Origin of the sequence: Streptomyces tibetensis, assembly GCF_007655005.1 — a bacterium.
Lineage (GTDB): Bacteria > Actinomycetota > Actinomycetes > Streptomycetales > Streptomycetaceae > Streptomyces > Streptomyces tibetensis.
In genome coordinates this window covers 41,685-67,781 of sequence record NZ_SZVW01000007.1, presented here as the reverse complement: position 1 = coordinate 67,781, position 26,097 = coordinate 41,685, and the positions used below count along the sequence as shown (strand labels likewise).

26 protein-coding genes are annotated in these 26,097 nt (G+C 71.5%); 14 read left to right on the top strand and 12 right to left on the bottom strand.

Going from position 1 to position 26,097, the window contains the following annotated elements:
- The first annotated feature begins 124 nt into the window (after positions 1-124).
- The 4 genes from FDO69_RS13700 to FDO69_RS13685 all read left to right on the top strand — a co-directional run bounded on the left by FDO69_RS13700 (position 125) and on the right by FDO69_RS13685 (position 2,516).
- Positions 125-553: a DUF5959 family protein gene (locus tag FDO69_RS13700; protein ID WP_104780076.1), complete on the top strand. Its 429-nt coding sequence runs from the start codon at positions 125-127 to the stop codon at positions 551-553.
- Between the two features lie 71 nt (positions 554-624).
- Complete coding sequence (locus FDO69_RS13695; RefSeq protein WP_104780075.1) at positions 625-1,308, top strand: hypothetical protein; 684 nt, start codon at positions 625-627, stop codon at positions 1,306-1,308.
- 44 nt (positions 1,309-1,352) lie between these two features.
- Complete coding sequence (locus FDO69_RS13690) at positions 1,353-1,832, top strand: MarR family winged helix-turn-helix transcriptional regulator (RefSeq protein ID WP_104780074.1); 480 nt, start codon at positions 1,353-1,355, stop codon at positions 1,830-1,832.
- A gap of 144 nt (positions 1,833-1,976) precedes the next feature.
- Positions 1,977-2,516 (top strand): GNAT family N-acetyltransferase, encoded by a 540-nt coding sequence (locus FDO69_RS13685; RefSeq protein WP_104780290.1) that lies wholly within the window; start codon positions 1,977-1,979, stop codon positions 2,514-2,516.
- A gap of 59 nt (positions 2,517-2,575) precedes the next feature.
- Here the strand turns inward: FDO69_RS13685 and FDO69_RS13680 are convergent, their stop codons facing one another.
- Entirely contained in the window at positions 2,576-3,781 is a 1,206-nt protein-coding gene (locus FDO69_RS13680; protein WP_104780073.1) for an MFS transporter, read from the bottom strand.
- Between the two features lie 243 nt (positions 3,782-4,024).
- On the opposite strand from FDO69_RS13680, the gene FDO69_RS13675 reads away from it, so the two are divergent.
- The 3 genes from FDO69_RS13675 to FDO69_RS13665 all read left to right on the top strand — a co-directional run bounded on the left by FDO69_RS13675 (position 4,025) and on the right by FDO69_RS13665 (position 6,491).
- A complete protein-coding gene (locus FDO69_RS13675) occupies positions 4,025-5,017 on the top strand; it encodes an ArsR/SmtB family transcription factor (protein ID WP_104780072.1) in 993 nt (330 codons plus the stop codon).
- Positions 5,018-5,026: 9 nt separating this feature from the next.
- Positions 5,027-5,530 carry a glutathione peroxidase gene (locus tag FDO69_RS13670; protein WP_104780071.1) on the top strand — a complete coding sequence of 168 codons (504 nt, stop codon included), beginning with the start codon at positions 5,027-5,029 and terminating at the stop codon, positions 5,528-5,530.
- 76 nt (positions 5,531-5,606) lie between these two features.
- On the top strand, positions 5,607-6,491 hold the full coding sequence (locus tag FDO69_RS13665; RefSeq protein WP_104780070.1) for a MerR family transcriptional regulator: 885 nt from the start codon (positions 5,607-5,609) through the stop codon (positions 6,489-6,491).
- 108 nt (positions 6,492-6,599) lie between these two features.
- Here FDO69_RS13665 and FDO69_RS13660 read toward each other — a convergent pair whose 3' ends face one another.
- The 3 genes from FDO69_RS13660 to FDO69_RS13650 all read right to left on the bottom strand — a co-directional run bounded on the left by FDO69_RS13660 (position 6,600) and on the right by FDO69_RS13650 (position 8,852).
- A complete protein-coding gene (locus FDO69_RS13660; RefSeq protein WP_104780069.1) occupies positions 6,600-6,791 on the bottom strand; it encodes a DUF397 domain-containing protein in 192 nt (63 codons plus the stop codon).
- A 197-nt stretch (positions 6,792-6,988) separates the two neighbouring features.
- Positions 6,989-7,846, bottom strand: a complete 858-nt coding sequence (locus tag FDO69_RS13655; RefSeq protein WP_104780068.1) for a helix-turn-helix domain-containing protein — start codon at positions 7,844-7,846, stop codon at positions 6,989-6,991.
- Between the two features lie 250 nt (positions 7,847-8,096).
- Entirely contained in the window at positions 8,097-8,852 is a 756-nt protein-coding gene (locus tag FDO69_RS13650; RefSeq protein ID WP_104780067.1) for a GOLPH3/VPS74 family protein, read from the bottom strand.
- 235 nt (positions 8,853-9,087) lie between these two features.
- Between FDO69_RS13650 and FDO69_RS13645 the strand changes: the two genes are divergently transcribed.
- Together FDO69_RS13645 and FDO69_RS13640 are read left to right on the top strand one after the other, a co-directional pair.
- Positions 9,088-12,183, top strand: a complete 3,096-nt coding sequence (locus FDO69_RS13645; RefSeq protein ID WP_234387927.1) for a D-alanyl-D-alanine carboxypeptidase — start codon at positions 9,088-9,090, stop codon at positions 12,181-12,183.
- A 162-nt stretch (positions 12,184-12,345) separates the two neighbouring features.
- Complete coding sequence (locus tag FDO69_RS13640) at positions 12,346-14,361, top strand: hypothetical protein (RefSeq protein WP_104780065.1); 2,016 nt, start codon at positions 12,346-12,348, stop codon at positions 14,359-14,361.
- Between the two features lie 3 nt (positions 14,362-14,364).
- On the opposite strand, the gene FDO69_RS13635 is transcribed toward FDO69_RS13640, so the two are convergent.
- On the bottom strand, positions 14,365-15,204 hold the full coding sequence (locus tag FDO69_RS13635; protein ID WP_104780064.1) for a hypothetical protein: 840 nt from the start codon (positions 15,202-15,204) through the stop codon (positions 14,365-14,367).
- 85 nt (positions 15,205-15,289) lie between these two features.
- On the opposite strand from FDO69_RS13635, the gene FDO69_RS13630 reads away from it, so the two are divergent.
- Entirely contained in the window at positions 15,290-16,075 is a 786-nt protein-coding gene (locus FDO69_RS13630; RefSeq protein ID WP_104780063.1) for an SDR family oxidoreductase, read from the top strand.
- A gap of 162 nt (positions 16,076-16,237) precedes the next feature.
- Positions 16,238-17,806, top strand: a complete 1,569-nt coding sequence (locus FDO69_RS13625; protein ID WP_104780062.1) for a sodium:solute symporter family protein — start codon at positions 16,238-16,240, stop codon at positions 17,804-17,806.
- 102 nt (positions 17,807-17,908) lie between these two features.
- Here FDO69_RS13625 and FDO69_RS13620 read toward each other — a convergent pair whose 3' ends face one another.
- The gene (locus FDO69_RS13620; protein ID WP_104780289.1) at positions 17,909-19,024 is read right to left on the bottom strand and encodes an ADP-ribosylglycohydrolase family protein; all 1,116 of its coding nucleotides are present in this window, start codon (positions 19,022-19,024) and stop codon (positions 17,909-17,911) included.
- A 157-nt stretch (positions 19,025-19,181) separates the two neighbouring features.
- On the opposite strand from FDO69_RS13620, the gene FDO69_RS13615 reads away from it, so the two are divergent.
- Positions 19,182-19,751: a GNAT family N-acetyltransferase gene (locus FDO69_RS13615; RefSeq protein ID WP_104780061.1), complete on the top strand. Its 570-nt coding sequence runs from the start codon at positions 19,182-19,184 to the stop codon at positions 19,749-19,751.
- Positions 19,752-19,768: 17 nt separating this feature from the next.
- Here the strand turns inward: FDO69_RS13615 and FDO69_RS13610 are convergent, their stop codons facing one another.
- From FDO69_RS13610 to FDO69_RS13595, 4 genes are all read right to left on the bottom strand, one after another.
- Positions 19,769-20,029, bottom strand: coding sequence for a hypothetical protein (locus FDO69_RS13610; protein ID WP_104780060.1), 261 nt, complete (start codon positions 20,027-20,029; stop codon positions 19,769-19,771).
- Complete coding sequence (locus FDO69_RS13605) at positions 20,026-20,373, bottom strand: hypothetical protein (RefSeq protein WP_104780059.1); 348 nt, start codon at positions 20,371-20,373, stop codon at positions 20,026-20,028. The genes FDO69_RS13610 and FDO69_RS13605 overlap by 4 nt, the downstream gene beginning before the upstream one ends.
- Before the next feature lie 101 nt (positions 20,374-20,474).
- Entirely contained in the window at positions 20,475-21,317 is an 843-nt protein-coding gene (locus tag FDO69_RS13600; protein ID WP_167526584.1) for a helix-turn-helix domain-containing protein, read from the bottom strand.
- Positions 21,318-21,542: 225 nt separating this feature from the next.
- Positions 21,543-21,977 (bottom strand): ATP-binding protein, encoded by a 435-nt coding sequence (locus FDO69_RS13595; protein ID WP_104780058.1) that lies wholly within the window; start codon positions 21,975-21,977, stop codon positions 21,543-21,545.
- Positions 21,978-22,090: 113 nt separating this feature from the next.
- Here FDO69_RS13595 and FDO69_RS13590 point away from each other — a divergent pair, with 113 nt between their 5' ends.
- Together FDO69_RS13590 and FDO69_RS13585 are read left to right on the top strand one after the other, a co-directional pair.
- On the top strand, positions 22,091-22,903 hold the full coding sequence (locus FDO69_RS13590; protein WP_104780057.1) for a helix-turn-helix domain-containing protein: 813 nt from the start codon (positions 22,091-22,093) through the stop codon (positions 22,901-22,903).
- Positions 22,900-23,088 (top strand): DUF397 domain-containing protein, encoded by a 189-nt coding sequence (locus FDO69_RS13585; RefSeq protein ID WP_104780056.1) that lies wholly within the window; start codon positions 22,900-22,902, stop codon positions 23,086-23,088. Before FDO69_RS13590 ends, FDO69_RS13585 begins: the two co-directional genes overlap by 4 nt.
- Positions 23,089-23,091: 3 nt before the next feature.
- On the opposite strand, the gene FDO69_RS42685 is transcribed toward FDO69_RS13585, so the two are convergent.
- Positions 23,092-23,226 carry a hypothetical protein gene (locus FDO69_RS42685; RefSeq protein ID WP_267896229.1) on the bottom strand — a complete coding sequence of 45 codons (135 nt, stop codon included), beginning with the start codon at positions 23,224-23,226 and terminating at the stop codon, positions 23,092-23,094.
- Between the two features lie 273 nt (positions 23,227-23,499).
- Positions 23,500-26,001, bottom strand: coding sequence for a tetratricopeptide repeat protein (locus FDO69_RS13580; RefSeq protein WP_104780055.1), 2,502 nt, complete (start codon positions 25,999-26,001; stop codon positions 23,500-23,502).
- Between the last annotated feature and the right edge of the window lie 96 nt (positions 26,002-26,097).

Sequence of the window (26,097 nt, the reverse complement as noted above, 5' to 3'; positions counted from 1 at the left end):
CCCCCTCACAGCGCGATGGCCCGCCCACCACCGGACGGCCGGCGGTCGACACACCCCACCTCGTCGCCCACGTCCGAGAGCCGACGACTAGTGTTCGGCGGCATGCGCGATGGGGAGGGCAGTCATGGCTGAGAACCCGATCGACCTGATCCGCCTGGAGGGGGAGGGCAACAGCGTCGTTCTCCGGATCGCAGGTCGGGAGGAGCGGAAGGGGCCCGCCGAGGCCGATGTCCTGGTCGGGGAGTTCCTGGTCGATACGCCTTTCGTCCGTGGCGCCCTCAAGACCTGGATCCTTCCCGAGGACCTGCGGCAGTGGCAGCAGGCCCTGGACTCGCTCGACGCGGGTCGGGACATCGCCTGGCGTGCGGGGCAACGCGCTCCGTGGCTGTTCATCGACCTCGCTGACGACGACGACCGGTGCCAGGTCACGATCAAGGACCACGCGATGTCCCTGACGACGGTGACGGTCACCGTCCCCCTGGTCGATGCCTGGTTCGACGACGCATACCGACGCCTCGACCTGGTCTGGGAGACCTGGCCCACAGCGGTCTGACCTGTTCCCGTCCGTCACCCGTCCGGGTCCGTCATCCCGGTCGGCCTCCTCCCCCACGCGATAATCAGGGCATGTCCGCCCCTCTCCCCGTTCCCGAGCCTGTCGGTCGGCTGCTTGGTGATCTTTTGGCCGTGGGTGAGGGCTACTCCCTCCTGCTCGCCGGGAGCTACGCGGTGCTGGCGCACGGGCTGGTTCAGCGGGCCGGGCGGGATGTGGAGGTGGCCACCGAGCACCCGGCCGCTACGGAGGTCATCGCGGACGCCGTCCGGGCCGGGCTGGTCGGACGCGGCTGGCTCGTGCAGACCCTGGAGGCCGGGCCGCTGTCCGCGCAGTTCCTCGTGACCGACGCGCCGAGCGGCGCGGAGTGCGAGGTCGCCCTGCGCAAAGAGGTGCTGTGGCGCCCGCCCCTGGCGACGGAGCTCGGGCCGGCGCTCGCCCTCGACGACCTCGTCGGCACCCGGGTGCGGGACCTGGCCGACCGAGGACTCGCGCGCGACCTGGTCGACGTGCACGCCGCCTCGGCCCGCTGGAGTCACCCCGAACTCGAGGAGCTGGGCCGCCGCCACGCTCCCGACGCGTTCGACCTCACCGACCTCCAGGCCCGGCTGACCGGCACGGACTGGCTCGACGACCGGGCCTTCACCGCCCACGGCGTCGACGCCGCCTCCGTCGCCGGGCTGCGCCGCTGGGCTCAGGAGTGGGCCGACGACATCGCCGAACGCCTCATCGAGGGCGAGGCCCCGGACGAGGAGTGACCCACAGCCCCGCACGGCGACCTACCGGTCGGTACCCTGAACCGATGGGGAACGGGGCAGCCGGGCAGGTGGGGGTCGTCGCCGCGCTGGTGCGCACGGCGTTCCTGGTCGACGGTGTGTACGCGGAGGCCGGCCGGGCCTACGGACTGACGCCGCAGCAGGGGCAGTTGCTGTGCGTGCTGCTGGCCCAGCCGTACGGGATGAGCGAGTTGGGCGAGACGCTCGGGCTGGCGAAGTCGAGTCTGACCGGGCTGGTGGACCGGACGGTACGGCGAGGTCTGGTACGGCGGGAGGCCGACCCGCGCGACGGACGGGCCGTGCGGGTGGGGCTGACGGACGAAGGCGCCGCGCTCGCCGGGAAGTTCTACGCCGAGACCTGCCGTCGTGTGGAGGCCCTGCCGTCCGGGCTGAGCCGCGTCGAGCGGGACCGACTGGCCGTCCTGCTGTCACGGGTCGTGGTGGACAACGAGGTCCCCGAGGTGTTCGCGGAGGTCACGAAGGTCCCGTTCTCCGGCGTCGACTAGTGGTGCCGCCACCGAGGTTCGCCGGGTCGGTGGGTCGCTTCGTCTGTCTGAGGGCGAGCCGTGCAGGTTCTTCTTCTGCGTGGCGTTGTCGTCCTGAGGAAAAAGAGATTGCCTCGGGCGCAGGGCTCACGTTGGCTGGGCAGCATGGCTGAACTGCGTACCGATCGCCTCACTCTCCGTCGATGGCGGGACTCCGACCTTGAACCGTGGGCGGCGATGAATGCCGATCCCGAGGTCCGGGAGCACCTGGGCGACCTGCTCACCCGCGAACAGTGTGATGCCTCCGTGGCCCAGTTCCAGGCCGAGTTCGACCGGCGAGGCTACGGCTGGTGGGCGGTCGAGGCGCGGGGCACGGGCGAGTTCATCGGCTTCGCGGGCTTGGACCAGGTGGATGACGGCATGCCGTTCACGGGGGTGGAGATCGGCTGGAGGCTCGCCCGCCCGGCCTGGGGCCAGGGCTACGCCACCGAGGCCGCACTCACAGTCCTGGCCCATGGCTTCGACACTCTTGGGCTTTCCGAGATCCTTGCTGTGACAACGGCCGCCAACCTCCGTTCGCAGGCGGTGATGCGACGGATCGGCATGACCCGGGACCCGGTCGACGACTTCGACGACCCCACCGCGCCCGAAGGGCCACTGCGTCCGAACGTGCTGTACCGCATCGCCCGTGGTGCGAGGATCTGACGTCGCCCCGCGTCCGGCCGCCAGGACCACCGGCACGGCGAACCTGTGCGGTCACAGCGCTAGCGGATCCCGTCGCCGGCCGACCGGCAAACCCCCACCGTCCTGGGCTCCTCCCGCCTCCCCGCGCTCATCAGCAGCAACGTCACCCCCGTCGATCCCACAGCCATCACCGTCATCGCCGTGGCCGGGGAGGTCAGTTGGGCCACCGACCCGGCGAGCGCCGCCGCCACCCCCTGCATCGTGAGCATCCCCGCCGAGTGCAGCCCCAGGGCGTGCCCCGTGAGCCCGTCGGGGGTGAGGGCCACCAGTCGCTCCTGTTGCACGAGGCTCGCGCCGAACCCCACGGAGGCAAGCGTGACCGCGGCCGCAGCGAGCGGTAGCGCCGGGTGCAGGAGGAACGGCACGTACGGGACGGCCAGGAGCAGCAGGAGCGGGAAGCCCAGACGGTGGCGAAGGCGCTGTGGGAGCACGCGGCCGACCAGCACGTCCCCGGCGAGCATGCCGAGCGCGGCGCAGGCGAAGAGGGTGCCGGCGGAGTCGGGGGCGTAGGAGACGTAGAGGGATTCGCAGCCGACGACCAGGCCGTTGGGGATCCACAGGGCCAGATAGACCTGCCGGCGGGGCGGGGAGGACCAGAGCAGTGCGTTGGCGCGCCAGGTCGCCGACACCGAGGGGCGGCCCGTCGTGCGGGGCGGGCGGCGGGTCAGGCCGAGCCGGACGACGACGGCCGCCACGACGTACAGGGCGGCCGCCGCCAGCAGGGACAGCCGTGGGGACAGCAGGGCCACGAGGGCGCCGCCGGTCGCGTAGCCGGCGATCTGCATGAGGCCGCTCATCATGTTGAACACCGAGCGGCCGAGCAGATAGCCGTCCTTGGAGAGGATCTCGTTGAGCAGGCCCCAGCGCACTCCCCCGCCCACGGACTTCACCAGCCCCTGGGCCAGGACGATCGCGAAGAGCGCCCAGAGGGGCATGCCGGGCAGGGCCAGGGCGGCGGTGGCCGCGGCGAAGAGGAGGGGCATGGCCGTCAGGGCCGCGCGCGGGGGCAGCCGGTCGGCGGCGGAGAGCAGGAAGGCCGCGCCCAGCACCTGCACCAGCGACGAGCCGAACATGCTCACCGCGGACAGCAGCGGCGACTCGGTCGCCCGGTAGACGAGGGTGCCCAGGGCGAGTCCGCCCATCGTCTGGGCGACCGTCTGCGCCGAAGCGGCCAGGAAGAACGGGCTGAACTCGGGTGTGCGGAACAGATCGCGGTAGCTGCGCATACGCGGAGTCTTCGACGCGCCTGTCGGCGTGGTTATTGTTTCGCGCAGACGCGAAACCTCACGGACGCGCTCGCGGAGCGGCTCGCGGAGGGGCTCACGGAGGGGCTCACGGACGTGCTCGCAGAGCGGGGGCACACGGACGCGCTCGCGGAGCGGGGGCACACGGACGCGCTCGCGGAGCGGGGGCTCGCGGAGGGGCTCACGGAGGGGGGCTCGCGGAGGGGCTCACGGAGGGGGCGGTCGATGGGCTGGTGGCAGATCAACGCCGACACCCTGGCGGGGAGCCGGTTCGTGATCTCGCCGTTCGCCGAGGCCTTCGCGAGTCTGCGGCTGCTGCACGCGGCCGAGGCGGCGCATCCCGGCGAGCGGCGGTGGCTCGACCCGCATCTGCCGGCGTATCGGAGGCGGCTGGCGGGTGACCCGGTGACGGCGCAGCTGATCCGCGCCGGGATCGGACGGGAGTGGACGGCCGACTTCCTCTCCCCCGCCCCGCGTGACGGGGAGACCTTCGAACAGGGGGTGGCGCGGGTGCGGGCGGCCGACCCGGACGCGGCCCGCACCGACCTCACCGTCTCCCTGCGCGGCCCGGTCCCGGCCCGGCTGCACCGGGGCGATCTCCCCCAGCGTGCCGCGGACCTTCTGACGTACGTCTGGACGACGGCCGTGCTGCCGTACTGGCCGCACCGCCGGCGCGTCCTCGAAGCCGATGTGGTCGCCCGGACCGCGCAGGTCAGCCGGGGTGGCTGGGCGAGTGCGCTGGACACGCTGCGGCCGGGGACGCAGTGGCTCGGGGAGAACCGGCTCCAGGTGAACGCGCGCGAGTACCCGCCGCGCGAGCTGTCCGGCGCCGAGCTGGTGTTCGTGCCCATCACGACACAGCGCATCGGCTGGGTGGCGTGGGAGGGCACGGAGCGGTACGCGCTGGTCTATCCGTGTGCCGGGGCGCTCGCCGACCCGGGCGGCAGGCCCGTGCCCGCGAGCCTCGGCGCACTGCTCGGCACCGCCCGCGCCGGGGTGCTGGTCCGGCTCGGCTCACCGCTGAGCACCAGCCAGCTGGTCGCCCTGACGGGGCAGGGCCTCGGCTCGGTGGGGCGGCATCTGCGGGTGCTGCTGGACGCCGGTCTCGTGGAGCGGCGGCGGGCGGGCCGGTCGGTGCTGTACTCGCGGACGGCGGCGGGGCAGGTGCTGGTGGAGGCCACCGAGGCCCGGAACCGGCCGGACATCCGGCGGAGCTAGGGTCTGCTCATGACGACTACCAACGGTTCCTCTCCCCTCGACGTCGAGATCGGTGCACTGCAGGGCGGTTCCGCCGACCTGTCCCAGTACGCGGGCAAGGCGGTGCTCGTGGTGAACGTCGCCTCCAAGTGCGGCCTGACCCCGCAGTACACGGCCCTCGAGAAGCTCCACGAGCAGTACGCGGCGCGCGGCTTCGCCGTCCTCGGCGTGCCCTGCAACCAGTTCCTCGGGCAGGAGCCCGGCAGCGCCGACGAGATCGCCGAGTTCTGCTCGGCGACCTACGGTGTGACCTTCCCGATGACCGAGAAGGTCGAGGTGAACGGCGAGGGACGGCACCCGCTGTACGACCGCCTGACCGGCTTCGCCGACGCCGAGGGCCACAGCGGGGACATCCGCTGGAACTTCGAGAAGTTCCTCATCGGCCGGGACGGCGGCGTCGTGGCCCGTTTCTCGCCGCAGACCGAGCCGGACTCGGCGGAGGTCGTGGCGGCGATCGAGGCCCAGCTGGCCTGAAGAGGGGCCGCGGCGCGTTGACCTTGCCCCTGGGGCAGGCCCGAGTGTCCTCGTCGTCGGGCGGAAGAGCTGCCCGGTGACGGAGGATGCCGTGGTGGACGGACCGGACAAGGACCTGGAACTGCTCACCATCGGGGCGTTCGCCGCGCGCGCCCGCCTGTCGGCGAAGGCCCTGCGGCTGTACGACCGGCTGGGCCTGCTGGCCCCGGCGCATGTCGACGAGGCCACCGGCTACCGCTACTACCGCGCCGGCCAGGTCGAACGGGCCCGGCTCGTGGCCATGCTGCGGCAGCTGGACATGCCGCTCGCCCGGATCGCCGAGGTGGTCGGGGCGGGCGACGGGCCCGCGGCGGCCGGGCTGCTCGGTGCCTACTGGGCGGACGTCGAGGCGCGGGTGGCGGGGCAGCGGACGCTCGCCGAGTACCTCCGTGGACGACTGTCGGGGAGGAGCTCCGAGATGTACGGGAAGTTCACGGTCGAGACGGTTCAGACGCCCGCCCAGGTGGTGATCTCCGAGAAGCGGCACACGCTGGTGGACGAGCTGCCGGCCTGGATCGGGGCGGCGCTGGGCCGGCTGGAGGAGGCTGCCCGGGAGTGCGGGGGCGTGGCCGGAGTGCCGTACGTCGCCTACCACGCTGAGGTCTCGATGGAGAGCGACGGTCCCGCCGAGGCGTGTGTTCCGGTGGCCGACGAGGCGGCGGCCCGGGCCTGGGCCAAGCGGCGGGGCCGGGCGTGGGAGACGGCGGTTCGGGTGGAGCCGGCCCGGCGGCTGGCGTACACCAGGATCACCAAGGCGCAGGTGGCGCACCCGCAGATCCTGGCCGCGTTCGAGGCGGTGGAGGAGTGGATGGCGGCGCGGGGGCTGACGGCGACCGGCCCCTGCCGGGAGCTGTACTTCGCCGACTGGGAGGCGTCGGGGCCCGGGGACCCGGTGTGTGACGTGGCGTTCCCCGTGAGCTGATCTCCCTCTCGGAGATCTCCGGGCACAAGCGGAGCCCTCTCGGCTAGGACGGCGATGCTGGTCGAGAGGGCTCTGTCGGTGGTGCTTGTGGTGCTGTCGATCGCGAGGTCAGGCCTTGACCGAGTCCACGAAGGCGTTCCACGCGTCGGCGGGAAACGCGAGCTTGGGGCCCTCGGGGACCTTGGTGTCACCGAGCTCCAGGGCCTCGTCGACGGTCGACCTGACCATCACGCAGGCGCCGTTGTTGTTGGTGTAGGAGGAGGTCGTCCACGTCTCCGTGGCGCCCAGACGAATTGCCATGTTCGCTCCGTTGCGAGTTGCGTTTACGCCAACCCGTGCTGGTGGTTGGCGTGATCGACGCTACTCGCCACCCTCCTCGTTCGGCGCAGGCATTCACTCGACCGGATGGCATATTCCAGGGGAGTCTTCCAGTCAGGCGTGTCAGGGGTGTAGCATCCCGCGCCTTGCCCGGCGGAAGATCATCCTCCGGCTCCGTCTCAGCGCGCGTACTCCTTCGCCACACGCTCGATGAGCTGCCGGGACTGGTCCACGTTCAGCGACTGGGCGCGCAGGTGCTCGTACATCACCGTGTACTTCTGCACGTCCAGCGGCTTCTCCAGGTACAGGTCGCTGGTGACGCCCTCGATGTAGACCACGCTCGAGTCGGCCGCGTCGGCGAACTCCAGGATCGAGTACTGGCCGTTGATGCCGGCGTGTGCGCCGACCTCGAACGGCAGGACCTGCACGGTGATGTGGGGCAGCTGCGACATCTCGATGAGGTGCTCCAGCTGTTCGCGCATCACCGGCCGGCTGCCGACGATCCGGTGCAGGGACGCCTCGTCCAGCACCACCCACAGCCGCAGCGGTTCGGTGTCGGCGGTGATCCGGCCCTGCCGGCGCAGCCGCACCTCGACGCGCTTGTCGTTGTCCGCCTCCGTCGCCTCGGGCGAACCGCCCCGGATGATGGCCTCGGCGTACGCACGGGTCTGCAACAGGCCGGTGATGATCTGGGGTTCGTAGACCCGCAGCGACTCGGCGTCCGTCTCCAGGCCGATGTAGACGCTGTAGGGGATGTCCCCGAAGGCGTGCCACCAGCCCTGCTGCCGGGAGTCCTTGGCCATCTGCATCAGCGAGTCGACGATGCGCTGGTCCTCGACCTCGTAGACCCCGCACAGGTCGCGCACGTCGCGCTGGCTGATGCTGCGCCGGCCGTTCTCCAGCCGGCTGATCTTCGACTGCGACACCAGCAGCCGCTCCGCCACCTCTTCGGCCGTCATGCCCTTGAGCTCGCGGAGCCTGCGGAGCTCCTGGCCCAGCCGGCGCCGCCTGACGGTGGGATTGACATTGGACGCCACGGGACGTGCACCTCCGGCTGCGTGCCTCTACTTTGCGTATCTGCTGCTGAGCAGACTGCCACCAAGGTGCTTACTACCGCTGGGAAACGGTGGATATGCGACGGGTACACGCCAGTTCGGGCACGGCACGCCGAGCGGGGCGAAGAGAGTGTGCGCTCTCTTCGCCCCGCTCGGACAGCGGCTCCCGTGACCGGGTTCGTGGGTCCCGTGGTGCGTGCCGGTCGTAGGTGTTGCGGGCGCGGCGCGCGGCTCAGTGGGCCACTGCGCGCGCCATGGTTCCGTGGCGCGGTTGCATCGGAACGCCTCGGGCGGGTTCCGTTGCGGGCCTGGTTCCGCCGGCGGCCTGACGGCCGGGCGGTGCCGGGCTGCGGCGCGGCTGGGCCGCGACGCCGTTCTGGACGTCCATCACCGCGTGCGCGACGAGACCGCCCATGGGGTCGTGCCGGATCAGGTCCCTGAGCCGGGAGCGAGAGGAACGTCCCTCGTTGCCCGGGTACAGGTGCTTGCCGAGGCCGACCGCGTGAGCGAGGGCGGCGAGTGCCGCGGTCCGCGGGTCCGGCGGTACGCCGGTGCGGATCGCGGAGTCCAGACGGGACCTGATCTCCCGGCTGATCTCGGTGTCCGTCGCCTGGTAGCGAGTCGTCGGCAGCACTCCGCACATCTGGCCCGCCACGGCATGCACCATGCCGCACCGCTCCAGATGCGAGAGGTAGGTCTGGCGCAGCCCCAGTCGCGGCCCGCCAATCCAGTTCACTGCCCGCACGGGAGCGCCACGCCTTCGCAGCAACTCCAACGCGCAGTCCAACGTTGGGTCTCCAGTCGGCCGTGGTGCCACCACGGCGATACGATCCCCGTCTGGGGCTATCCGTCCGGCCAGCGCCAGCTCTACTAGCTGTGCTCCGGCCAGACCGAGGTCGAGCGACTGCGGCTGTGCGGTGGTACCCGTGGTCGGGTCCAGCGCCAGCAACAGAAGCTCCTCCGGAAGTGTTCTGCGGCTCCTGCCCATCCATGCCTCCCCGCGTGGATGAAAGACAGGGTGACCCCTCTCACATTGGTCTGTCGAGGGTGCGTGACCGGTTCGTAGTGGAACCAGTAGGTATGTCGTTCTCGTCTACCGGATGAGTTTGGCCCGCACACAGGACACTGGTACATGGTTCGGACAGCGCCGGGCGGTGTCACGGGCGGCGGTTCACGGTTCGGTACGCGCACGCGGGGAGCAGCGGCGCGAGGAGGAGGCATCGGTGGCGGGCGAGTCCCCCGACAGGTCGAAGCAGCGCGAGTCGTCGGCACGAAAGACGTCGGGGAGCGCGAGTCCGGTTCCGGAGGCCAGGAGCGAAGCCGCCGACCCGCGGCTCGCGGTGGCCCGGGACGCGGAGAAGTCCTCGGCACGAGGCGGCGCCGATACGGCGACCCGCGTGCTGTCCACGCGGACGGCGGAGGAGCCGAAGAACTCCGAGCGGCCCGAGAGCGACTCGGACGCGGAGGGCGCCGGGAGCGGCTCGGACGCGGAGGGGGCCGGGAGCGGCTCGGACGCGGAGGGGGCCGGGAGCGACTCGGGAACCGAGGGCGCCGGGAGCGACTCGGGCACCGCGGACGCGGCGGCCGATGCCAAGCCGGGTGCGTCCGGCTCCGCCGGGGGATCCGGCGGCGGTGCCTCCTCCGACGGTGCGGGCAGTGACGGACGGCTGCGGGATGCCGTGGCCGCGTGGGTCGCGTCGGCGGACGGCGAGAAGGAGGCTGCCGCCGAGGGCGCCGACGAGGCTCCTGAGGCCGAGCGCGCGGAGAAGGCCGGGAAGCCCGAGGAGACCGACGCGGGCGCCCAGAAGGCCGGGAAGGCCGATGCCGACGCCCAGGGCGGGCAGGACGGGGCCGAGGGCGCCGTAGGGGACACGGACGCGTCCGTGGGCCCCGACACGGACGACGGGGACGGCACGGGCGCCGCACGGGCGGCGTCCGAGGGCTCCAAGGCCCCCCAGGACGACACCGACGAGCCCGAGGCGGACCGTTCCGCCACTGCGGACGACGGGGACGGCGCGGACGACGCAGACGACCCGGACACCGCAGAGGCGAACACGGACGAGCGGGCGACTGCGTCCACCGACGCCAAGACGAAGGCCTCCGAGGCCGAGTCGAAGGTGACCGACCGCGACGCCGGCACCGAGTCGAAGGCCTCCGACGGCGAGGCCAAGGGCGAGTCGAAGGTGACCGACGCCGAGGCCAAGGCCGAGTCGAAGGTGACCGACGGCGAAGCCAAGGCCGAGTCGAAGGTGACCGACCGCGACGCCGGCACCGAGTCGAAGGCCTCCGACGGCGAGGCCAAGGGCGAGTCGAAGGTGACCGACGCCGAGGCCAAGGCCGAGTCGAAGGTGACCGACGGCGAAGCCAAGGCCGAGTCGAAGGTGACCGACGGCGAAGCCAAGGCCGAGTCGAAGGTGACCGACGGCGACACGGACGCGCGGGAGGCCGACGGCGACGCCGACGCTGGCGAGCGGACCGGCGACAAGGACCGCGCCCCCGCTGACCCGCGCGTCTCCACCGACGCCAAGGCGGGCAAGCCCAGCACGGACACGACCCCGAAGACCGACACGACCCCGAAGACGGACAAGACCCCGAAGGCCGGCGGTGCCGTCGGCGGCGCCGACGCTGCGGGCGACGACGCTGCGGGCGACGACGGTGACGCTCCCGCCGAACCCCCCGTCGACCAGCCCACCGCCGTCTTCAAGACCCTGCGGCCCCCGGTCGATCAGCCCACCACCATGCTGAAGCTCGGGGGCGCGGCCAAGGACCTCCCGAAGTCGGACCTCCGTAAGACGGCCACTCCGAAGACGGACGGCCCGAAGACGGCTGCTCCGAAGACGGACGGCCCGAAGACCGACGGCCCGAAGACGGCCACTCCGAAGAAGGCCGATCCGGAGCGGGACGCCGAGCGGACCAGCAAGTTCGTCGCGCTCAAGCCGCTCGACGACCCGGCGGCCAGGAAGCCGGTCCCGCCGGCCGAGGCCACCGCGCCCGTCCCCACCGTCGGCCCCGAGCGGACCACGCAGCAGCCGCTGCCGCCCAAGCCGCCGCTGGATCTGCTGGCCGAGCTGACGAACACCCCGCCGCCCCCGGACACCCCGCTGCGCACGGCGGCCCGGCGGGTGAAGATCTGGACGCCGCTGGTGCTGCTGCTGGTGGTCGTCTTCGCGGTCGTGCAGAGCGTGCGCCCGCTCCCCACGCCCACCCTGGAACTCACCGCCAAGGACAGCTACACCTTCGAGGGCGGCAAGGTCGACATCCCCTGGCCCGCCGACGGCCAGGCCGCGCTGGACGTCCAGGGCATCGGCACGTTCGGGTCCTCCGGCGAGCAGAAGCCCGTCCCGATCGCGAGTGTCGCCAAGGTCATGACCGCCTACCTCATCCTGCGCGAGCACCCGCTCAAGAGCGGTGAGGACGGCCCGAAGATCCTCATCGACCAGACCGCCCAGGACCAGTCCGACGCCGGCCAGGAGTCCACCGTCGACGTCACCAAGGACGACAAGATCACCGAGCGGGAGGCCCTGGAGAGCATCCTGATCGCGTCCGCGAACAACATCGCGCGGCTGCTCGCCCGCTGGGACGCGGGGTCCGAGAAGGCGTTCGTGCAGAAGATGAACGACGCCGCCAAGGACCTCGGCATGAAGAACACGACGTACACCGACCCGTCGGGCCTGAACAACACGACCGTCTCCACGGCCGTGGACCAGGTGAAGCTCGCCAGGGCCGCCATGCAGCAGCCCGCGTTCCGCGAGGTCGCGGCGATGATGTCGTACGTCGACTACAAGGGCACGAAGCACGACAACTGGAACCGCCTGGTCGGCTCCAACGACGTCACCGGCATCAAGACCGGCACCACCACCTCGGCGCTCGGCAACCTCGTCTTCGCGGCCAAGAAGGACGTCGACGGCGAGACCCACCGGATCATCGGCGCGGTCGTGCGCCAGCCCGCCGGCGGCCCGGACAACACGATCCTGGGCGCCGCTCTGCACGAGGGCGACAAGCTGATCCGGGCCGCGCAGAGCGCGCTGGAGTCGGCGACGATCCTGAAGAAGGGCGAAGTCGTCGGTTACGCCGACGACGGTCTCGGCGGCCGCACGCCGGTCGCCGTCACCGAGGACGTCACGGCCGTCGGCTGGGCGGGCCTGTCCGTCAAGCTGACGTTCGCCGGGAACGACCTGCCGCACACGGCCAAGGCCGGCACGAAGGTGGGCACGCTCACCGTCGGTGACGGCACGACCAGCGCCGTGAAGGTCCCGGTCGCCCTCCAGAAGGACCTGGCGGAGCCGGGCTTCGGGGCCAAGCTCACGCGCATCGGCTGACCCGGGGTACGACCCGCACCACCGCACCCCGCCGGTAACGGCCCGTCCGGGCGCCGCCCGGCGGGGTGCGTGCTAGCGTCCCGAATCGGGACAGGTCGCCGCTCGCGCAGGCGCGGCAGCGGAAGCCGAGAACAGAAGACGGGACACGGGGAGTGCCTTCGAGTGGCCACTGCGGAGCCGACACGCGCAGACGACGCCGAACCGGGCTCGGTATCGGGCTCGCGAATACGCCTGCCCGAAGCACCGGAAGACAGTTCGTCGAACGCCGCGGTGCGTAACGCCGTCGCGCAGGACGACGGCACGCCCGAGGGCGGCTCACCCGCAGCCGGTCCGTCCGGAGCCGACTCGTCCGAAGGCGGCTCCCCCGAAGCCGGCCCGGCCGAACGCGGCCCGTCCGGCGCCGGCCCGTCCGACTCCGGCCCGGCCGCAGAGCGCGGGGCGGGGTTCGAGTGGCCCGCCCCGGTACTGACGCTGCGCGAGCGCATGCTGCGGCACCCCGTCCTGTCCATCACGGGTCTGGCCGCGGCACTGCACATCCTCTGGTTCTTCACGTTCGCGAACAGCGGCGGCGATCTGGCCGCGCAGGACGCGTGGGCCGAGTTCGTCGGCCGGCACCCGGACTCGGCGTACAACCTCGCCTGGTACGGCGGGATGCACCCGGTGTCGTACAGCGTGGTGTCGCCGTATCTGATGTCGGTGCTCGGCGTGCGGTCGACGATGATGATCGCGGGGACCGTCTCGGCCGGTCTGCTGACCCTGCTCCTGCTGCGCAGCCGCTCGGTCCTCAACCCGCTGTGGGCGTCGCTGGCGGGCGTGTTCGGGCTGTTCTGCAACGCGGTGTCGGGGCGGGTGACGTTCGGTCTCGGCATGATGTTCGCGCTCGGCGCGGTCGCCGTCGTGTTCTGCTGGCCCTACCGGTGGCGGTACAAGCGCTGGGCGAAGGCCCTGAGCGCGGCGCCGCTGGCCGCGCTGGCCACCATGGCCTCGCCGGTCGCGGGCCTGTTCGTGGGCTTGGTGGCGGTGGCGCTGTTCCTGCAGAAGCGGCGGCCGGGCGCGTGGGCGCTGGGCGTCGCGCCGACCGCGGTGGTGGCGGTGTCGGCGTGGCTGTTCCCGTTCTCGGGCACGCAGCCGATGGTGATCGGCTCGGTGCTGCTGCCGCTCGCGTTCTCGATTCTCGCCTACGTGCTGGTGCCGCAGGAGTGGAAGACGGTCCGGCTCACGGCCGCGGTGTACGGCCTCGGGGTCGTGCTGGTGTGGCTGATCAGCTCCCAGATCGGTTCGAACATCACCCGGCTGGCGATGCTGTTCGCCGGGGTCGCGCTGGTCGCGGCGCTGCCGTTCACGGTGCCGCGCAGCCGCAGGTGGTACGCGGCCGTCGTGGCGCTGTGCGGTTTCGGCGTGTGGATCGGCTTCAAGACGGTCGACGACATCGTGCACACGGCCCCGGCGGCGTCCTGGTCGCGTGAGCTCGCGCCGCTCGTCAACGAGTTGCAGGAGGTCGGCGCCGAGAAGGGCCGCGTCGAGGTCGTCCCCGCCCGCTCCCACCGCGAGGCCTCCGCGCTCGCCCCGTACGTCAACCTGGCCCGCGGCTGGAACCGCCAGGCCGACATGGAGCGCAACCCCCTCTTCTACGACGACACGCTCAACTCGGCGAACTACCGCGAGTGGCTCAAGCGCTGGGCGGTGCACTACGTCGTGCTGCCGAAGGGCGAGCCGGACGGTGACGGGGGGCAGCGGGAGCGGGCGCTGGTGCGGCGCGGGCTGCCGTATCTGACGCAGATCTGGGGCAACGACACCTGGCAGCTGTTCAAGGTGACCGCGCCGACCCCGCTGGCCGAGCCGAACGCGGTGGTCGACCGGGCCGAGCAGGGCGAGATGATCCTCCAGGTGAAGAAGGCGGGCCGGATCCTGGTGCGCATTCCGTACTCGCCGTGGCTGAGCATCGTCGACGCGCAGGGCAAGAGCCTGGCGCCGCCCCAGGAGACCGAGGAGTCCCGGAACCGTCCCGAGGACGAGCCGAAGACGTACGTGAACGTCAACGGCTGCCTGGCGGAGACGGAGGAGGACGCGCAGGGCGACAAGTGGACGGAACTGCTGGCCCCGAAGGCCGGAACGTACCGCCTGGCGGCGCCGTACCAGCTGCCGCGGGGCACGCCGTGCCCGGAGGAGTTGCGCTGACCCTCAGCGCAGCCGGTCCACGTACCGGTCCGTGCCCGGCACCGTCGGGATGAACGGTGCCACCAGTTCCACCCTGCCCAGGCCCGATTCCGTGACCGCCGCGTCGAGGCCGGTGAAGCAGGGGTCCCAGCACTCCCCCGGGTCGGTCTGGAGGAACCACAGGAGCGTCAGGCGGGTGTCGACGCCCTCTACCTGTTTGACGTAGGTCATGCGGTCGCCGGGGAGGGGGGTCGGGCGGAAGACCGTCACCAGCGCGGCCGGGGAGCCCGCCAGTCGCCGGGGGAGGTGGCGGGTGCGCAGCCACTGGAGGAGCGGGGCGCGTTGCTCGGGGGTGTCCGCCTCGACGACCTGGAGGACCAGGCCCGCGTAGGGGTGGTCGAGGGCGTGGACGTCGCGGGGGCCGGCCGCTCCGTCGCGGTACACCGTCGCCTCGTGGTTCTGGAACGCCGTGAGGACGTGCGTGCGGTCGTGGTAGACGCGGGCGTCCCGGTTGAGGCGCTTGTTGACGGCGACCGTCCAGCGCATGTGGTCGTCGTAGCGGCCGGCGGTGATCCAGTACGTGGAGAGGTAGCAGCCGGCGGTGACCGGCTGGGCGATCGCCGACTTCTCGGGGTAGCGCAGGAGCTGGAGGTCCCGGGTCGCCACCCAGCGGCGGCCCGCCTGCATCCAGGGCATGGCCATCGCGCCGGCGTAGTAGTGGTCGTCCTCGTACCAGCGGTTGTAGGCGTACTCGTGGCCGGGGTGCGGCTCGACCATGGTGATGAGGGCGTGTCCGGGGTGCGTGCCGTAGGGGCCGACGGCGGCCAGTTCGGCGTACAGCTCGCTGCGGGTGTCCTCGCTCATGCCCTTCCCCTTCGTCGGTGACTGACCCATACTCTGACGCTCCGTCAGATAGAGCGCCAGGGTTCCGGTCCGGGGAGGTCCTGCCATGTCACTGCTCGCGGGGAAGACGGTCGTCGTGTCGGGGGTCGGGGCCGGGCTCGGGCGGCAGGTCGCGGCGGCGGTCGTGCGGGACGGCGGGCGGGCCGTGCTCGGGGCCCGCACGGAGGCGAGCTTGGCGAAGACGGCCGCCGAGGTCGATCCCGGCGGGGCGCGCACCGCGTACCGGGCGACGGACATCTGCGACGAGGCGCAGTGCGAGGCGCTGGCGGAGCTGGCGCGGGAGCGGTTCGGCGGGATCGACGCGGTCGTGCACGTGGCCGCGCTCGACAGCTACTTCGGCGGGCTGGAGGACGCCGACTTCGAGTCCTGGCGGTCGGTGCTGGACGTGAACCTGCTGGGCACCCTGCGGATGACGCGGGCCTGTCTGCCGTCGCTCAAACAGGGCGGCGGATCCGTGGTGTTCGTCGGGACGCAGTCGGCGGTGGCCGCCCCCTCGCAGGTGCGGCAGGCGGCCTATGCGGCATCCAAGGGGGCGCTGACGAGCGCGATGTACTCGCTCGCCCGCGAGCTCGGGCCGCACCGGATCCGGGTCAACACCGTGCTGCCGGGCTGGATGTGGGGGCCGCCGGTGCAGGCGTACGTGCAGTTCGCGGCCCGGTCGGAGGGTGTGTCGGAGGCGGCGGTGCTGGGCAGGCTGACGGACCGGACGGCACTGCCGGAGCTGGCCACGGACGGGGACGTGGCGGACGCGGCGGTGTTCCTGGCGTCGGACCGGGCCCGGGCGATCACCGGGCAGTCGCTGCTGGTGAACGCGGGCGAACTGATGCGCTGAGGTCGATTTCCAGCCACTCGCGCCGATTCATGTACATGAACTGAAGTCACCTCACCGAACTATTTTACGGTCTCTTGACCTTCCCCTTGCTTGCCGTGCGCACGTCACCGAACCCAGAGTTCACATGCCTGACCCTGGCGGCAGCACCGTGGAAGGGGATTCATGAACGGTCTCGACTGGGCCGTGCTCGTCGGCTACTTCGCCGTGATGGTCGCGATCGGCGTCTGGTCGCACAAACGTGTCGACAACGTCAGCGACTTCTTCACCGCCGGCGGCAAGATGCCGTGGTGGCTCTCCGGCATCTCGCACCACATGTCGGGCTACAGCGCGGTGATGTTCACCGGGTACGCGGGCATCGCCTACACCTACGGCGTCACGTCCTTCGTCACCTGGTCCTTCCCCATCGCCCTCGGTATCGCCATCGGCTCGAAGCTGTTCGCCCCGCGCATCAACCGGCTGCGCTCCCGGCTCCATGTGGCCTCCCCGCTGGAGTACCTGAAGAACCGCTACGACCTGAAGACGCAGCAGGCACTGGCCTGGTCGGGCATGCTGCTGAAGATCGTGGACGTGGGCGCGAAGTGGGCGGCGATCGCCACGCTGCTGTCCGTCTTCACCGGCATCTCCCTCAACCAGGGCATCCTCATCACCGGCGCCATCACGGCGATCTACTGCACGATCGGCGGCCTCTGGGCGGACGCGCTGACCGAACTCGGCCAGTTCGTCATCCAGTTGCTGGCCGGCGTCGCGATGTTCGTGGCGGTCTTCGTACGCCTCGACGACCACGGCGGCTTCTTCGGCGTCTGGGACTCGCCGGAGCTCCAGGGCCACGGGAAACCGCTGGTCGGACCGTACGGCACGGTGTTCCTGCTCGCGTTCCTCTTCATCAAGCTCTTCGAGTACAACGGCGGCATGCTCAACCAGGCGCAGCGCTACATGGCCACGCCGAATGCCAAGGAGGCCGAGCGCTCCGCCCGCCTCTCGGCGATCCTCTGGCTGGTCTGGCCGCTGGTGCTGTTCTTCCCCATGTGGATGTCGCCGCTGCTCGTCGAGTCGCAGAAGCAGGACGGCTCGGACTCCTACGCCCTGATGACCGAACAGCTCCTGCCGCACGGTCTGCTGGGGCTGGTCATCGTCGGCTTCTTCTCGCACACCATGGCCATGTGCTCCTCCGACGCCAACGCCATCGCGGCGGTGTTCACCCGGGACTGCGCGCCGGTGATCTGGGCGCGGGCCAGGGCCTGGAACCAGAGCCAGGGCCTGCGGGTCGCCCGAATCGCCACGGTGGTCTTCCTCGGTCTGTCCATGGCGGCGGCGACGCAGGTCAACTCCCCCGCGTTCAAGGACATCATCACGGTGGTCATCAAGTGGGTGGCCGGCCTGATGGGCCCGATGGCGATCCCGATGATGCTGGGCCTGCTGCGCGCCTTCCGCCGGTCCGGCCCCACGGCGGCCCTGGTCAGTTGGTCGATGGGCCTGTTGGCGTTCTGGCTGGTGAACTACCCGATCCACTGGAACGTCGAGGGCGGCGTGCCGCTCCAGTACCAGGTGTCGATCCCCCTGGCGGTCTCCCTGGTCCTCTACATCGTCGTCGGCTACATCAAGCCGGAGGACACCCCGGAGCGGCTGGCGATCATCGAACGGATCAACACGGACGGGGACGGGACGGCAACGGCCAGGATCCCTGCACCGGCCGGACCGGCGGACGACGTGGTGCGAACCGCCAAGGACTGATCCCACCACCGTCGGGCCACTCCCCGGCAAGGGACTGAGCCACCACCGGGCGGCCACTCCCCCGGCAGGGGTGGTCGCCCGCCCGCATGGGCAGGGGCCGGCTCAGGCTCTCGGATAGCGGGCGAGCCAGCCCGGGGACGAGCCGCCGGGGCCGTGCAGGGCCGGGCCCTGGGTCATCTCCATCGCGAAGTCGTCGGCCAGTTCCAGCATCGTGGGGCGGCCTTCCAGTTCGGCCAGCCAGGCCGGGGGGAGGGCCGTCTCGCCGTGCAGGGCACCCAGCAGGCCGCCGGTCAGCGCGGCGGTGGCGGCGGACGGGCCGTCGTGGTTGACGGCGAGACACAGCCCGTGCCGGACGTCGGCGGCCACGAGGGCGCAGTACACGGCGGCGGCGACGAGCCCCTCGGCCGTACCCGCCCCGCCCAGCTCGGCCACGCGCTCCGGGCCGGGCATGCCCTGGCGCACGGCGCCCAGCGCGTGCTGCAGCGCGTCCGACACCGGCTGGTGCCCCGGCCAGGCGGCCAGCAGCCCGAGGGTTCGCTGCACGGCGGAGTCGAGGCTCTCGCCCAGCGCCAGCGCATGCACGATCACGGCGTACGCGCCCGCCGCGAGGCAGGCCGTGGCATGGCCGTGGGTCTGCGCGGCGCACTCGACGGCGAGCTGGGCGACCAGCTGCGGCTCCCAGCCCACGAGCAGCCCGAAGGGCGCCGACCGGGCGGCTGCCTCCGGCCCGGCCTCGCCGGGGTTCTTCGGCGCCTCGGGCGTCCCCATGGTCTGGTCGCCGAGTCCCAGCAGCAGGGTGCGGCTGGGGTCCCGCCGCGCGTACAGCCACTCCTCGCGCGCCAGCCACCCGTCTTCCTTGCGACGCTCGTCGGGTCCCCAGTCGCGCTGGGTGGCGGCCCAGCGCAGATACGCCCGGTGCAGGTCGGTGGGCGGGTGCCAGGCACCGGTGTCCCGCCTCACCTGGGCCCGGATCAGCCCGTCGACGGAGAACAGGGTGAGCTGGGTGAGGTGCGTGACGGCACCGCGTCTGCCGTAGGCGGGGGCCAGGTCCACCAGGCCCTCCGCCCCGTGCGCCTCCCGGATCGCCTGCATGGTCAGCCCGTCGACGGGCGTCCCCAGGGCGTCTCCCACGGCCACGCCGAGCAGGGTCCCCCGCACCCGGCTGCGGAAGTCCTGCTGCTCCGTACGGCCCCAGACGGCGCCGGCAGTCGCACCCACCTCGACCTCCCAGGGACCGTCCACACGTACGACAGCTAGGCACTGTAATCGAACGCGGACGGGGCGTTCGGAGGCCGGAACGCCGCCTTCACGGCGGGCTCACGGACCGTAGCTCTGAGCACTCGGGAGTATCGGACAGACGTGCGAGGATCCCCGCGTGAACGATCTGCGCGTACGCCCGGCCACCGAGGCCGATCTGTCCACCCTCGTCCGCCTCCGTGACGACGCGGCCCGCTGGATGCTGGCCCGGGGCATCACCGGGCAGTGGCAGCCGGGAGAGCTCGACGAGTCCCACTTCCGCCGGGTCATGACCCACGGCGAGGTGTGGCTGGCCGAGGCCGGAGGGCGCGTCGCCGGCGCTTGGGAACTCTGGTGGGAGGACGAGGCCGCCTGGGGCCCGCAGCCGCCCGTGGCCGGGTACGTGCACCGGCTCATGGTGGACCGGAGCACCGCCCCGCCCGGGACGGGCCGACGCCTGCTGCGCTCCGCGGAACACCGCGTGGCCGCGGCCGGACGGACTTACGTACGTCTGGACTGCCTGGCCGGCAACGTCCCGCTCACCACCTACTACCGGGGCGCCGGTTACCGCGTCGTGGGCCGCAAGGAGGGCAAGCCACAGCCGGGCGGGACGCCCAAGTCCTTCACGCTGCTGGAGAAGGACTTGGGCGAGCTGCCTGAGACTCGTCCCGGGGGTTGCTGGACTTCGGAGTCATCAGTGCGGTCCTGATCAACGACGGGTCGATGTCAGCCGTACCAGATCACGTTGCAGACGTAGACAGACGCGTGGCGTGGTACGGCCAGAAAGCTGATGAAGCCGCGCCCGCCCAGCAGGTCGAACTCCCGCAGCCCCGCCTCCCGGCCGAACGGCCTGCCGACTCTCACAGAGTCATGGCCCAGCGCTGCCAACTCGGCTGCGAGCCGTTCGACCTCCGCCACGACTCCGGGCGGCAGCCCGTTCGTCACGTACTCGGCACTCGGGTTGTACTCCCAGGACCAGTCGGTCACAGCCCTGCCTCTGCCTCTGCCGCCTCCCGGATGGCGCGGATCTCGGCGACGGCGTCGGAAGGGTCCTCTTCTCCGGCGTCCACGATCCGTTCCAGCTCCCGCAGCCGCTCGGCCCGCACGGGGTGTCGTTCGATCGCGACGAAGACCGCCCAGGAATGCACGAAGGCGCGCAGGGGGGCGAGGCTCTGGGTCTGCTGTGCGTTGGTGGTGGCCTCGAAAAGGTGCTGCGTGAGCGTGGGCAGCCGACTCGGGGCGATCCGGGCGACGGCATCACGCAGGGCGTCCGGGGTCAGCTGAGGCATGGGGATCAGCGGTGCGTACGGACCGTCGCTCTGAGCACTCACGGTGACCTCCGGTGCTGGTGCTTCGCTCCTCGTACGGTACCGGCGAACGCCCCGGGGCACCGTGGAGACGGCGCGGGCCCCATGACTCGTTCCCGGCATGTCTAGGCCGCGTCCCGCTCGGCAGGGCGGCAGTCTCGGCATCGACCGGGGTGCGCCGACCGGAAGGCCCGTTCGCAGCCGTCGCAGGTCTGGAGCGGGGCCGGGCGGGGGGTGGGTGCCGGGTGGGGCGGGGCCGCTGGGAGGGCCGGTGGGAGGAGGGTGGTCAGGCGGTGGGCGAGGAAGGCTGCCGGGTGCTTGATCGGCACGTGCGGCAGGCCCGACGTCAGCGTCCGTTCCACCGCCGTGACCGGGACGCCCCGCTCCAGCCACGCTGACACCTGCGGGGCCAGGCGGTGTACGTCGCGTTCGCTCAGCAGCAGGCGGGAGTCGGCCGCACGCAGGCCGGTGAGGAGATCGGCGGCGGTGCGGTGGGGCTTCGCGGCCGGGACTTCCGTCCGGGGCGGTGGGGAGACCGGGCGGGGCGGTGGGGAAACCGGGCGGGGCGGTGGGGAAACCGGGCGGGGCGGTGGGGAAACCGGGCGAGGCTCCGGGATCGTCGTCCCGGGCTTGTTGTACGAGACCGTGCGGGTTACGACTCGGCCGGATTGAAGACGCTCCCTGGCGCGCGTGAGGTAACCGTGGGTCTCCAGTTCCCGCAGGGCGGCGGCGATGCGGATCTCGCCCTCCTGGAACTTGGCCGTGAGCGCCTTGATGCCGATCGGGGTTCCGGCCGGGAGCGACTGGATGTGGACGGCCAGGCCGATCGCGGTGAGTGACAGGTCCGGGTGCTGGGCCAGGTGGTTGCCGACCACCGTGAAGTTGTCCTCGTGGCGTTCCGTCACGTGCTGGACACCGGAAGTGCCGGACTGCGCGCGTGCGGGCGCGCTAGGGTGCTGGTCAGTCATCGGGAAGGGTCTGCTTCCTAGGTGATCAGGCCCTCGCAGTGGGATGGCAGTCCCGGCGGGGGCCGAATTCGTTTGTGGGGTTGTCTGCGCCGACGCTGCACCATCGACTGCCTTCCACGCCAGTTGAGTTGGCGATGTTCACCCCTGAGGGTGAGCCGCGGGGGCGGTGGGGGCGGGTTGGTTCTTTCCCCGGTTCTTTGGTTCTTGGCGTCGGGACCGGCCGGGTCATGACGGGCCGCGATCCGGCTGCAGTTCGGCCCACACCGTCTTGGCGTGGGCAGGTGCCTCCTCCACTCCCCAACGGCTCGCGTAGGCCGCGACGATCCACAGACCCCGGCCGGACTCCGCGTCCTGCTCCGCCGGTTCCGAGACGCTCGGGATCCGGTCGCCCCGCGCGTCGGTGACCTCGACACGGAGCGTGTGGTCGGCGTGCAGCTTCAGCCCGAGACGGAAGTCCCTGCCCCGGACGTGGCCGTGCAGCACGGCGTTGGACGCCAGCTCCGCCACCACCTGCGCGGCAGCCTCGTAGGGCTCACCCCACTCGTCGAGCTGGCGTTCGGTGAGCAGGCGCGCCAGTCGGGCACCTCTTCGAGTGGCGGACAGCTGGATCGTGAAGTGGCGCACGGGGGCGCTGATTTCAGCGAGGGATTTCCGACTCATGTCACCCAGCGTGCTCGCCCGTCCCTACCCTGAACAGCAATGGCCTCGGTACGGAGCGTGACTGTCCGGACGCGTGGCGGGGTCGTACGGCTCGTACGTCAGGAGGGGAACGCGTGGAGGACGAGGAAGCGGCGGCCGTGCTCAGGACGGTCGGGCGGCAGATCAAGATGTGGCGCGAGGCAGCCGGGCTGAAGCAGGCGGAGTTCGGTTCGGCGATCGGGTACGGGGAGGAGATGGTGTCGTCCGTGGAGCGGGCCCGGCGCATCCCCAAGCCGGACTTCCTCGACAAGGCAGATGAGGTGCTCGGGGCCTGCGGCAAGCTCTCCGCGATGAAGGAGGACGTGGAGAAGGCGCGGTATCCGAAGAAGGTGAGGGATCTGGCGAAGCTGGAGGACGAGGCCGTCGAGCTCGGGGCCTATGACAACCACCAGATTCACGGGCTGCTCCAGACACCGGAGTACGCCCAGGCCTTGTACGCCATGAGGCGCCCGGCCTTCACCGAGGACGAGATCGAGCGGCACGTCGCCGCGCGCATGGCGCGGAAGGCCGTGTTCGATCGCCTGCCGCGACCGCTCATCACGTTTGTCCAGGAAGAGTCGACGCTGCGGAGGCCGATCGGGGGCAGAATGGTGCTCCGCCAACAGCTCGAACATCTGTTGGCGGTCGCCGCGTTGCGGCACGTGTCGATCCAGGTCATGCCGACGGACCGTGAGGACCACGCGGGTATGGCAGGTCCGTTCCGGGTGCTGAAGCTCCAGGAGGGCAGGACCTTGGGGCACTTCGAGGCCCAGTTGCACAACCGCGTGATCGACGACCCCCGGGAAGCCCAGATCCTCGACATGCGCTATGGAATGATCCGGGCCCAGGCCCTCTCACCTCGGGAGTCCCTGGCCTTCATTGAGAAAGTACTGGGAGAAGAGACGTGACCACTGAGCTCGACTGGTTCAAAAGCAGTTACAGCAGCAACGACGGTCCCGATTGCGTAGAGGTCGCCATATCCACAGCTCAGCCCGCCATTCTTCTCCGCGACTCCAAGAACAAGGACGGCGCCCGACTGGCGTTCACCGGCGGTGCCTGGTCCGAGTTCGTGGAGTTCGCGGCGAGGCGTTGAATCTCAGTTCTGGACAAGGGGCGTTTCAGGAGTCTCGGTCGGCTCGTCGGTCTCCTCGCGCTCCTTCTTCAGTGCGAGTTCTCGCGCCAACTTCTCGGAGTACAGCCGCATTTCCGCTTCCTTGCGCTCGTCGAACACCGATGCCTCCTCTGAATGCAGGGGTGTGGAGGAAAAAGACAGGGGGAGGGTGGGGAAGGTCAGGCAGGTGCGCCTAGGACCGGGGAACGCTGTGGCCCGGGAGTGAGTGTGCCGACTGGTGGTGGGATTCATCAGGGATCAGCCGCCGCACCATCGCACACCTCCCGGAAGTAACTCGACCAGGCCACAAGCCTCTTGGCTCGAAGATTACCCGACGGACCCGCAGCCCGTCACGACCCGATTTCCGTCCCACACAGCTGATTCGCACGATGTTCACCTGCCGATGAACGGCCCCAGTACCGCGCGGTCGGTATCCGCAAGGCGTTCCAGCGCCCCGTAATTCAGTTCCCGTATGCGTTCCACATCCGCCCGGGCCTCGTCCGGCCTTCCCGTGACCGCGTGCAGAACAGCCCGGCGGCACAGTGCCCAGACGTACCCCGGGCGCATCTCCACCGCTTTGTTCAGGTCGGCCAGGGCGTCGGCGTGGCGGCCCAGTCGGGCCAGGGACTCGCCCCGGCTCGCGTAGGCCGACGTGTACGTGGGATCCAGGGCCAGTGCGATGTCCAGGTCGGCGACCGCCTCCTCGTCGCGGTCCGCGACCCGCAGCGCGTCGCCGCGTTCGCAGCGGGCCCAGGGCCAGTCGGGGCTCTGGGCCAACGCCCGGTCGAGGTCGGCCAGTTGGCGGCGGGAGTCGCCCCGTGCCCGCCATACCCGGGCGCGACGGGCGAGCGCCCACGCGTAGTCCGGGTCGAGGTCCAGTGCCCGTCCGAGGTCGGCGAGGGCCGCTTCCTGGTCTCCGGCACGCTCGTGCGTGGCGCCCCGGGAGGCCCAGGCGAACGCGGAGGCGGGGTCGAGGCGAACCGCTTCGGTCAGGTCCCGGATCGCCTCCGCGTCGCGTCCGGCGATCCGGTGGTGCTCCCCGCGCAGTGCGACGTACCAGGCGTTGCCCGGGTCCAGCGCGACGGCCCGGTCCAGGTCGGCGATCGCCCCGTCGTGGTCGCCGAGGTCGCCCCGGATCCCGGACCGGTGCCGGTAGGCGAGGGTCAGGTCCGGATCGAGTGCGACGGCCTGGTCGTACTCGGTGAGGGCCTGCGCGTACGCGCCCTCGCCGCGCAGCTCGTCGCCCCGTACGAGGCGGGCGCGGGCCTGGGTCCGAGCGTCGAGTACCGCCCGGCGCAGGAGCAGCCCCAGCGCGGCGGCGATGCCCTCCGCGTCGAGTGCCGCCGTCAGGTCGGTTCCCCACTCGGCCACCGGTTGGAGATCCGCGTCCTGCCCGGCGTCCACCAGCACGCGTGCCCACCGCACGGCCATGACCTCGCCGGCGCCGCAGGCAGGGACGAAGTCCCGCAACGCCTGGGGCAGCGCCTCTCGTTCACCGGCGCAGAGCAGGTGGTAGAACTCGGCCTGGCGCAGGTCCCGCCAGGTGTCGTCCAGCCAGGTATCGGCCACTCCCCGCCCGGCCTCCTCCCGCCACTGGCGGAACGTGCCCGCCAGGCGCCGCTGCCGCTGCGCCCACTCCCGAGGTGCCCTGCGGCGTTCCGCGCGCAGCATCGGCGCCCGTACTACGTCGTGGTAGCGCAGCCGTCCCCCGCCGCGCTCTCCGACGAACGGCATCCCCCGCAACCACGCGTAGAGGGACTCGAGTTGGCCCGGTGGGACGTCGACAGCGGCCCGGAACACATCGCCGTCCAGCCACCTCGGCAGCGCGCAGGCCAGGGCAGCGGCCCGCCGGACCGGGTCCTCCTCCCACTTCAGGAAGCGGTCCACGGCCGTCGCGCTCGGGTCGCCCACGTCGTCCGGGGCGGTGGGGCGCGACTCGGCGAGGGTGGAGACCAGGACGGGGAGGCCGCCGGTGAGGCGCAGCACCTCCTCGACGACCGGTTCGGCCGTCACGCCCTTGGCGGCCAGCAGGCCGCGTGCCTCCGGCTCCGTGAAGGGGACCAGCGGGAAGTCCGCCACGAAGTCCGCCAGTCCGCCCCAGCGCGCCGGGTCCAGGGGCGTCCTGCCCGCCGTGGCCACCACCGTCGTGGCGGGCACGCCGCCGTGGCGGTCCGTCGTCATCGTCTCGTGCAGCCAGGGGTCCAGGTACGGACCCGTCCGCTCGTAGGTGTCCAGGAAGAGGGCGATCCAGGGCGCGTCCGAGTCCGCCAGCTCGCGCAGGAGCACCGGGGTGAGCACCTGCTCAGGGGTGAGGACCAGCCGGAGGTCCTCGTGGTTGCGGAAGCGGGCGATGAGGCTCGCCCGCAACCGGTCCGCGACGCCCGCGAGTTGCTCCGCGTCCAGCATCCCGGCCAGCGGCCCGACCACCGGCACCATCCCGGCCGCGACCACGCCGGCCCGTGCCACCATCCGGCCTCCCGTGGAGGGGCCGGTCTCCTCCGGCCCGGTGCCCAGGACGGCCAGTGCGGCCAGCTCCGCCTCGTGCCGGTGTTCGCGGTGCGCGGCGAGCAGGCGGTCCAGCTCCTTCAACCGCCGCCCCTGGGCGGCGAACTGGCGGCTGATCTCCGCCATCGCCTCCGGCACGCTGCCCGCACTGTCATCGACGTACGCCGTCAGCGCGCCGTGTTCGCGGGCGGTCTGCTCCAACTCCCTCAGCAGGAAGGTCTTTCCGACTCCCGCGTTGCCGTGCACGTGGAAGCGGAAACGGTGGCGTTCGTCGTGCGGGGCGGTCGCGAAGTTGGCGCGGAAGGCGGCGCGTTCGGCGGAGCGGCCGACGAAACCGGCCCGGCCGCGCTGCCGTATCAGCTCCTGCATGGACGGTTGCGGCTGCGCCATCCGTACGTTCCCCTCGTTGCACGCGGTCGGCCCGGTCGTCATTCTCGCTCAACCGCCGCCGGGTACATCGGATGCCCGTGCGCGGGGAGAATGATC